At 56.6% G+C, this 8,346-nt stretch carries 5 protein-coding genes; 1 reads left to right on the forward strand and 4 read right to left on the reverse strand.

Annotated elements, in window-relative coordinates; translation table 11 throughout:
- Positions 1-267 precede the first annotated feature (267 nt).
- The 3 genes from ipdC to G365_RS0119495 form a co-directional block, all read right to left on the reverse strand.
- Positions 268-1,932 (reverse strand): indolepyruvate/phenylpyruvate decarboxylase, encoded by a 1,665-nt coding sequence (ipdC, locus tag G365_RS0119485; RefSeq protein WP_019647208.1) that lies wholly within the window; start codon positions 1,930-1,932, stop codon positions 268-270.
- 245 nt (positions 1,933-2,177) lie between these two features.
- Entirely contained in the window at positions 2,178-4,052 is a 1,875-nt protein-coding gene (locus tag G365_RS0119490; RefSeq protein WP_211217707.1) for a helix-turn-helix domain-containing protein, read from the reverse strand.
- Between the two features lie 72 nt (positions 4,053-4,124).
- Positions 4,125-5,468, reverse strand: coding sequence for a helix-turn-helix domain-containing protein (locus G365_RS0119495; RefSeq protein WP_169545213.1), 1,344 nt, complete (start codon positions 5,466-5,468; stop codon positions 4,125-4,127).
- Positions 5,469-6,423: 955 nt separating this feature from the next.
- Between G365_RS0119495 and G365_RS0119500 the strand changes: the two genes are divergently transcribed.
- Positions 6,424-7,602, forward strand: a complete 1,179-nt coding sequence (locus G365_RS0119500) for a hypothetical protein (protein WP_019647211.1) — start codon at positions 6,424-6,426, stop codon at positions 7,600-7,602.
- Positions 7,603-7,674: 72 nt separating this feature from the next.
- On the opposite strand, the gene G365_RS0119505 is transcribed toward G365_RS0119500, so the two are convergent.
- A partial coding sequence (locus G365_RS0119505; RefSeq protein WP_019647212.1) for an electron transfer flavoprotein subunit alpha/FixB family protein occupies positions 7,675-8,346 on the reverse strand: 672 nt, incomplete at its 5' end.

The following is an 8,346-nucleotide window of genomic DNA, read 5'->3' on the forward strand; positions in this document are numbered from 1 at the left end:
TCCAGCCATTCGTCCGGCCAGATACCCACGTATCCCTTCCCTCTCTTCACTTGTCTAACAGCGGCGCCACCGGGGTGACTTCCAACTTCGCACCGTCAGCTTTTCGCTGCGGCCCGCGTCGTCGGGAGGCGCTTTATAGGCCCCACGCACAGAACCGTCAAACACTTTTTTCAGAAAAATGACTCTTTTTCAGGGCATAACGCCTGAAGCCGCATAAACACGAGCCTTCAGGCCTTCTTGATCAGAAGGCCTGAAGGCATCGATCCACTATTCCGCAGCCATTGCTGCGGCAGCCTTTGCCCGGGCCTGCGAAATTCCCTCAACAAACCGGGTCAGGGTGACCGAGCGGCACCCCGGTTCAATCATGACTTCAATCAGATCAAACTGCCCTTTCTGTGGGTCTGTTATCGCCCGATCGAGTGCCGCCTTCAGCTCAGCACGGGTCTGGACCCGTTGCCCTCGCCCACCAAGCGCCGGGCTCAGATCAGCAAAATGCCAGTCACTGAGATCGTTAAAGCGGGATGCAGGCTGAAAGGCCCGCAGCATTTCCCAGCTGCGGTTATTCAACACGATCACGATCGGGTTCCAGCCGTTATGTCGGCAGTTCCCCAATTCCCACCCGGTCATCTGGAAAGCACCATCCCCGACAAGAATGACAGGCCGTTGCCCACTGGCAGCCTGTACCCCCAGGCCAGCCGGAACCCCAAAACCCATGGTCGCATAGAATCCCGGACCGACCAGAGCGCCATGGTCGATCTCCATCGCGGTGAACATGCAGTCGCCGATATCAGACGCAATCGGCATTGGGCCATAGACCGCAAAAGCATCGTTCAAGGCACAGGCAATATCACTGGGGGCTACCCCCTGCTGATCCTGCGGTAAGCCCCGAGCATAAGTGACATGCCCCTGTGGCACGGGCTGCTCCGGTGCGTCCCCCAGCCGGGTTAAGAGCGCCGCAAGAAGATCAGGTAAGGGAATAGAATGATAGTGGTGGTGGCCAATCCGGACTGCCCGGCCCAGCACGTGACAGGCAGACCGCAGCTCCAGACGCTCGCGGGGTTCGGCAAAGTTGGTATCTGAGGGAATAACGCCAAAGAGAAGGAGGAAGTCCGCACCTTCCACCAAATCACGCACTTGAGGATGGCTGGCAGCCCCAAGATAGGTATCCAGTGCCGGAAGACCATGCCCGCCGAGCACCCCCCGGCCCATAAATGTGGTCACCACCGGCAAACCAAGGCGACGGGCCAACGCTGCAACCGCCGCTTCACAGTCGTACCGGCGAACCTCTGCATCCACCATCAGAACCGGCTGAGCGGCCTGCCGCAGACGGGTAAGAATTTCCTCAGCACATTCGGCCACCGCCGCCGGGTCCGCCTGTGCCGGCGCCAAAAGCGGCACAGACCCACAGGGGACACTCACCATATCGCGGGGAAGCTCGATATACACCGGCAAGGCATGGTCACGGCAGGCCCGCAGAACGCGGGCAATCTCCTGCGGAGCCTTCTCCGGATCATCAAGCCGGGTTTGTGCGCAGGTGATTTCCTCAAACATCCGATACTGGCTGTTGAGAGTTCGGGTCTGGTGGTGAAGCACCAGACCTTCGATCTGTTCCGAACGGGAGGGAGCGCCCGAGATCACCACCAAGGGCGACCGCTCGGCATAGGCACAGGCCACCGTGTTGATCAGGTTCAGGGCCCCGGCACCGTAGGTCACCGCTGCCACGCCAAGCCCGCGATTAATCCGGGCCGCAGCATCCGCCGCAAAGCCAACGCCAGGCTCGTGTGACAAGGTATGTAGGGGGAGGATTGCACTCTCCTCCATCACCTTGAAAAAAGGCAACGCAAAGTCACCGGGAATGCCGAAAACTTCAGTCGCACCATAATCCCGCAGTGCGTGCAGCAGGCGTTCAGCCAACACACCCTGATTGTTCATTCCCTGTTCCTCTTCTTATCGTATCAGATCCATGCCGCATGACGATGCAGACAGCTTGACCGGAAGTGTAAAAAGAGGATCAGGTTTACCCTTTGATCAGGATCAATATTTACACGGTTCCCGCATACTCGTAGGAAATACGCACAAAATAAGCATGCTACAGAATATAGACGCTCAAAGTGATTATTTTGCTCTCAGAAATCCCATCCCGATGCACGGTTTGTGTGCGATGGCAGAACTCCCGCTCAGGATTCAAGCCAGTCATCAAGAGCCTGACGCAGTTTCGGTGAGGGAATTGCTTTTCCCCGCTCCAGCTTTGACAGATAACCCTGCTGTATGCCCAAGGCTTCTGCCACCTGCAGCTGGCTCTGGCCCGTTTTACGCCGGTGCTGTCGGATCCGTTCGCCCAAAACATCAGCATCCCCTGCCGGGGTCTTCACAGAAATGACCTGAGGTGGTGCAGAATCCGGGCGGGATTGAGCCAACTGCTTATAATAGTCTTTCAACTCATCGGGGGCTTCGATCGCGATCGTTGCCGTCAGCCAGTCCGTTCCCCAACCCCGTTTTTCGGTAATCGCCTCATCCCAGCGGTCATACTGCCAACCGGCAATCACACGGTCTTCAAGAAGCTGATCAAGGGCCTTTTCCAGCCGGACCCGTGTTTTAGAGGGATAACGGTCATTCAGGGTTTCCCCGACGGCTTCCAGCAATGTCTGGATCCGGTAAATCTGGACAAACTGCCCTGTCCGAGCGATAGCCCGCCAATGCCAGGACACATAACGGGTCAGGCGTTTTTCCCATTTGCGGCGGTAGGGGTCGTACTGCAAGGCCTTCTGGAACAGCAGTCCGGTCTGCCTTCCGGTACCAAACAGGAAACTAGCAAACGCCTTGCCCGGGCGAAAAACAAAACGTTCCACATCCATATAACCGTCCAGACGGATCTGCCCCATCCGGTCGGTAATGATAAAAGGACGGCTTTGCAGTGTTTTCGTGACCGGCCTGCGACTTTTCCCTCCCTTCGGATCAGTCTCATAGACTTTAACTTCGGCGATATTCAGCCAGACATTCTGAATATGCGTCAGGGCCCGCAAGATCTCCTCACGCTGCTCCGGCTCATACCCGCCCCTGCGCCCTTGCCCCCCGCGTTTGGGCTTCAGGCCACGCATCGCCAGAATTTCATCAACATCCGCAACAGCACCGTCATCCGGCGTCCGCGCCTGCGACAGATAAATAGCGCATAAGGCATCAAGGGCATCGGCATCAATGTCAGAGAGTTCTGATTGCTGCCGCCACATGGTCTGTGCCCATGCCTGTACCTGCTCGCGTGGCAGATGCGGATCCTGCTCAACCACTGCCGGGCGTAGCTGGGCGTATCCTTTTGCCCCACCCCGCGATAATTCAGCGGTTGGCCAAGGGGTTCCATCGACTTTCCGGAAGGTATTCTTATACAAAGCCTCACGCAGGCTTTGAAAATGACCTGACGACAGAACAACCAGCATATCCCGCGGCAGATCAGGCCGCGTATCACCGCTGACAGCCCGGATACCAAGGATTTCTTCCAGAAACTGCATTGGCTTATGCGGTGGGGATAACAGTTCGGCAATCGCCTGTGCGGCATCCTCGGCGTAGGTAGAGATCAGACTGATGACCGTCTCAGTGGAGACAGGGATGGCATCGCCTTTCTCTTCCTGCCCCCAGGAGGAGACATTCAGGGCAATCCAGCGGGCGAGTTTCTCCAGATAAGCGTTCTCGGCCACCATGTCCTCAGCCATTTTCCGGCACATCGGCTGTGCCCGCTGAAACATGATCGATTTCTCACCCGGATCTTCGTGGGTCTCCTTGATGTAGCACTCGATCAGATTTTTCTGAATCACCGCCACAAGCGCATCAATGACCCCTTCGCGGGCGGCTTCCAAAGCCCGCAGCAAAGACAGCTCTGCACTATCAGGATCCCACTCCCCTTGTTCAGCCATGAGGGCCAGACCGGTGGCCACCGTCGCCACACCGGCAAGCCGATGCGAACGCTCCGGTTCCAGACGTGGAACCGACCCATCCACAACCACTTTCCGACCATCCGGCAAAGTGACTTTAACCGGATCGGGACGAGGTGTTTTAGCCACAGGGAAGTCCTTTCCTCTGAATCTCACTTCGGGCGGTCATAGCAGTATCTTTTACGGCACGCACCGTCTGAATTATTCCTCCTGCCGACGTTTGCGCAAGGCATGGAAGCTGGCAAGAGCATTCAGCTGCCCCTGTGGACGAAGAAGCATTCCAGCCAGGAAAGACTGACGGTTCTTTGTGAAAGAGTCCCGGGGCTTCAACAGGGCAACGGCAACAGCCAGCAAAGCCTGTCCACGACCATGCAGATTACAGCCGGTCCGCCAACACCAGTCGGAAACACCCATGTTCAGGGCAATCAGCCGTGCAGCATCATGGTAAGAGGCCGTTGACGCAGTCTCTGGAGTCTCCTGCAAGAGCTGTTCAGACAGGACAGCTCGGAATTCGGGACACAAAGACAGAAGATGATGCGGTTTTATCAACAGCGGACCTGCACTTTCAGGTGCAGTCACTGGTTCAAAACCGGGCAAAACCGCCTGACGCCGATGCTCTGCGCCGTTGCCCACACCCGTGACTACCTCTTTTTGGAAGAGATTACTTTTATTAAGAGAAGTCTTTGTAGAGTCTTCACGGAATTTGGTTTCCGGGTCCCCGGAAATTTTAATCGAAAAGACATCCGAGGAACCGCTGTCCTGAAGCAGAGACATTGCATCCGTGTTGGCTTGCCCCGCAAAATCAATCAGCTGATCTCTGATTTCTAATAACAAAGACATATAATCAGCCTGCTCTTGAACAGAAGCGGCTGCATCGCGTTCCCAGATCCGTCGGGCAAGCCGACACTTTTCTTCCGACAGCGTAAGAATCTCGGTCAGAGTTAGAAAAACAGAATGAGTTAACGGATCAATACCCTCCTCAGACAGCACAACCTCAACTGCATCAACCGCAGTCCGAACATCCTGTAATGCTTCGCCAATCTGACGCAAAATCACTTTCAGCGACCGACGCCGCTCAGCCTGTTCCTTACCAACCAAACGGAAAACTTCAGACTGCTCCGCAACAGGCGCAAGATTAATCCCATACGCAGCAATCATCTCCCCTGCCCCATTCCAGACAGGCATCCGACGATTACCAGGGCCACGGAAAATCGAAATCAGACCAGCCCCCTCAAGGGCTGAAAGATGATTCCGAACGGTACGCTCCGTCACGCCAAGACAACCGGCAAGCTCAGCATTGCCCGGAAAGACAAGCGGCGTGCCACCCGGCTCCCAATCTGAAAGCTTGGTGTAATCAAACAACAGCTCAAGCGTGGCAAGCGCTTCACGCGGTATCGGCAAACGGCTGCCGCACCGCCTTAACGGTTCAAGCAACTGCTTGGGATGTGCGACACCTTCGGGAAGACCACGAAAGGTCGCCGCCGAAACCGCGCCATCAAAATGACCAAATGATTTACGGACGTGCCCTGTCGTCGGTGGACGCATTCCATCTCCGAGCTGACGCGGCTGTCCACCGGCCGTAGAACGACCCATGACGCCTCCTGACCGGGCGGCAAAGGGATGAACAAGAATCGGCCTTTCGGGTTCTATTTTTTATGCAAGGGCAATATTTGCCCTTTACGCTAAACCATGCTATGGTTCGCGCCTACACACGCCCTGAAAGGTCGGCCCTTCTGACATCCGTCACCGGTCCCGACTTTGATGTGGTTACCTTGAAACCGGCGTCTCGACCACGCCGGTTTCTTTTTTATGACTTCACACTGGCGCTCCCCAGAGCTGGCAGCATCCTCCGTAATGCGGTGGAAAAACGTCCGGGCAACACAAACCCATCCAGCCGGCATCGGCGGGAGGTTTCAGGCACAGACACTTTCCCATTTCAGACACGTTGAATAACACAGGGACATTCCTGCAGGCCGCCAGTCATGCCCGCTAAACTTAATGAATCTTTTAGGGATGAATGAGAGGGTTCAAGTTATGAGTTTTTATAAAATTAAATCAACGGGTTGGATGATATAACTCTCTATCCGAGAGAGAACGATAACCCCGACATTCGTGAGCGATAACCCCGATCAACGCTCTAGATGACCCCGATCATCCCCTGCCGAGGAATATTTTCCCGTTCCCTCTTTTGAGACAGATAACCCCGACCTCATATCTGTCTGGAATATTTCTCTATCCTTTCAGCGATATGAAGGAATGGCACAAACCGTGTTACAGACATCACCGTGTCTGCGCTGAGAATATTCTTCATGTCGGGGTTATCAGACACATTCCTCGCAATCTGCACCCAAGCCCAAGATAATTCCTTCAGCGCCCTTGCCCGGAGAGGGACAACAGGAGAGGATAGAAAAGAGATAGGCTGAATGCGCGGTGATGCTTTACGCGATCCGGTCAGATCGGTTATGACTTGCAGGGTGTTATCGGGGAAGCATTCGGCTAAATGAGCAAGAAACCAGTCAAAGCAGCAGGTGGCCCGGTCCAACCCAAGGACGAAAACAAGGCTGCGATCAATACAGCCCTGAAAGGCGTGGTTTTGCCACGCCTGCGTGAGTGGGTCCCTGCCCTCAGCGAAGTCGAGGATGACAAGCTGTATGAAGCGGCGATGGAAGACCCGGCGCTTCTCCATAGCTGCCTGAGCGCCTTCGCTGCCAACCGTGCCCTGTTCAACGATGTGACCGTCGGGATCGGTGGTGCCCCGGTGACGGATGACAACAGCGCGCTGAAATGCGAGCGTTCTGTCAATGACATCATCGGGATGGTGGTCCGCACCGGCTGCAGGCGCTTCTCGAAGCGGGTCCTTGATGAAAAGATGCCCCATCAGGCTGTTGAAAGCGATGATCAGGGGCTGATGGACAGCCTGCGGATGATCATCCGGGACCTGTGGGCCACGGATGTACGGACGAAGACCGGGGAAAAAAAGCGCACCCCGGGTGAAGAGTTTTATGAGGCGATCCGCGACCACCTTGATGAAGAATGGCAGGTCCCTCTGTTTCCCTATTATGTGGAGCTGCCGCCCCGCCTGATCGCTGAACTCGGCAAGGGTGTCACCACCCTGCGGACTCCGGAGGGGATCCGTGAACTGGCTTCCATCGGTCGCGAAAGCCTTGATGACGCCAAACGGATCGTCGGTAATGAACTTGCCCGCGAAATGCTGGACACCAATCCAAAGGCTGCCCGTGGGGTTTCACAGGTCGGGAAGGGAGAGTTTGACCGCCTTAACGCCTGTTTCGGTGACGTCCTGCGCGAAAAGCGGTGGGAAGTCTTCAATGACCTTGAGCGCCTTGATGCCCTGAAAGACATGGATAATCAGGAAATCGCCGCCCTGACCCCCTTCCTGCCGATCGTCGGGGCGGAAACCCTGAGAAATATCAAAAAGCACTTCAAGCACCTGTATCAGGTTGAAGCATTCCTGAATATCGGGGTCGAAGTGTTGGGGCAGAAGGAGTTTATTGCGACGTTCGGGAATCCCGGACGCCCACCCGCGATCAAAAAGATCACCGGAAAAATGTCGATGGCGCGTCTGGACGGGGCCAATCCGCAGGCCGAATTCTCCGGCATGCTGGCGGATGTGATGCGGGCCTATGCTGCCAATCCGGAAGCCTATTGCCGCACCACCTGATACAGATCAAGACAGAGCTACAAAAAAGGCCGGGAGGTTTTCTCCCGGCCTTCTTCGTGAACAGGTCCCTTCTTACAGGGCCTTTTCGAGATCAGGCAGCGCCTGGAAGAGGTCGGCGACCAGGCCGTAATCGGCAACCTGGAAGATCGGGGCCTCTTCGTCCTTGTTGATGGCGACGATGACCTTGGAGTCCTTCATCCCTGCCAGATGCTGGATCGCCCCGGAGATCCCGACGGCGACGTACAGTTCCGGTGCCACGATCTTGCCGGTCTGACCGACCTGATAGTCGTTCGGCACAAACCCGGCATCAACCGCCGCACGCGACGCACCGACCGCCGCGCCGAGCTTGTCAGCCACCGCTTCGATCAGGGTGAAGTTCTCGCCCGAGCCCATGCCGCGGCCGCCGGAGACAATCACCCGCGCCGCCGTCAGTTCCGGCCGTTCAGACTTCGACAGTTCTTCCCCAAGGAAGCTGCTCTGTCCGGCATCCGCCGCAGCCGCAACAGCCTCAACCGCCGCAGACCCGCCTTCAGCGGCAACGGCGTCAAAGCCGGTGGTGCGCACGGTGATCACCTTCAGGGCGTCAACCGTCTGCACGGTGGCCAGCGCGTTCCCGGCATAGATCGGCCGCACGAAGGTGTCAGCAGACACCACGCCGCAGATATCCGACAGCATCGCCACATCCTTCAGCGCGGCAACGCGCGGCAGGAAGTTCTTGCCCGAGGTCGTCGCCGGGGCCAGAAC

It is taken from the genome of Novispirillum itersonii subsp. itersonii ATCC 12639 (assembly GCF_000381985.1).
Taxonomy (GTDB): Bacteria; Pseudomonadota; Alphaproteobacteria; order Rhodospirillales; family Rhodospirillaceae; genus Novispirillum; species Novispirillum itersonii.

Coding starts and splice junctions, on each gene's coding strand:
- ipdC (WP_019647208.1), bottom strand. CDS start 1,932: ATGAACAATCAGGGTGTGTTGGCTGAACGCCTGCTGCACGCACTGCGG.
- G365_RS0119495 (WP_169545213.1), bottom strand. CDS start 5,468: ATGCGTCCACCGACGACAGGGCACGTCCGTAAATCATTTGGTCATTTT.
- G365_RS0119500 (WP_019647211.1), top strand. CDS start 6,424: ATGAGCAAGAAACCAGTCAAAGCAGCAGGTGGCCCGGTCCAACCCAAG.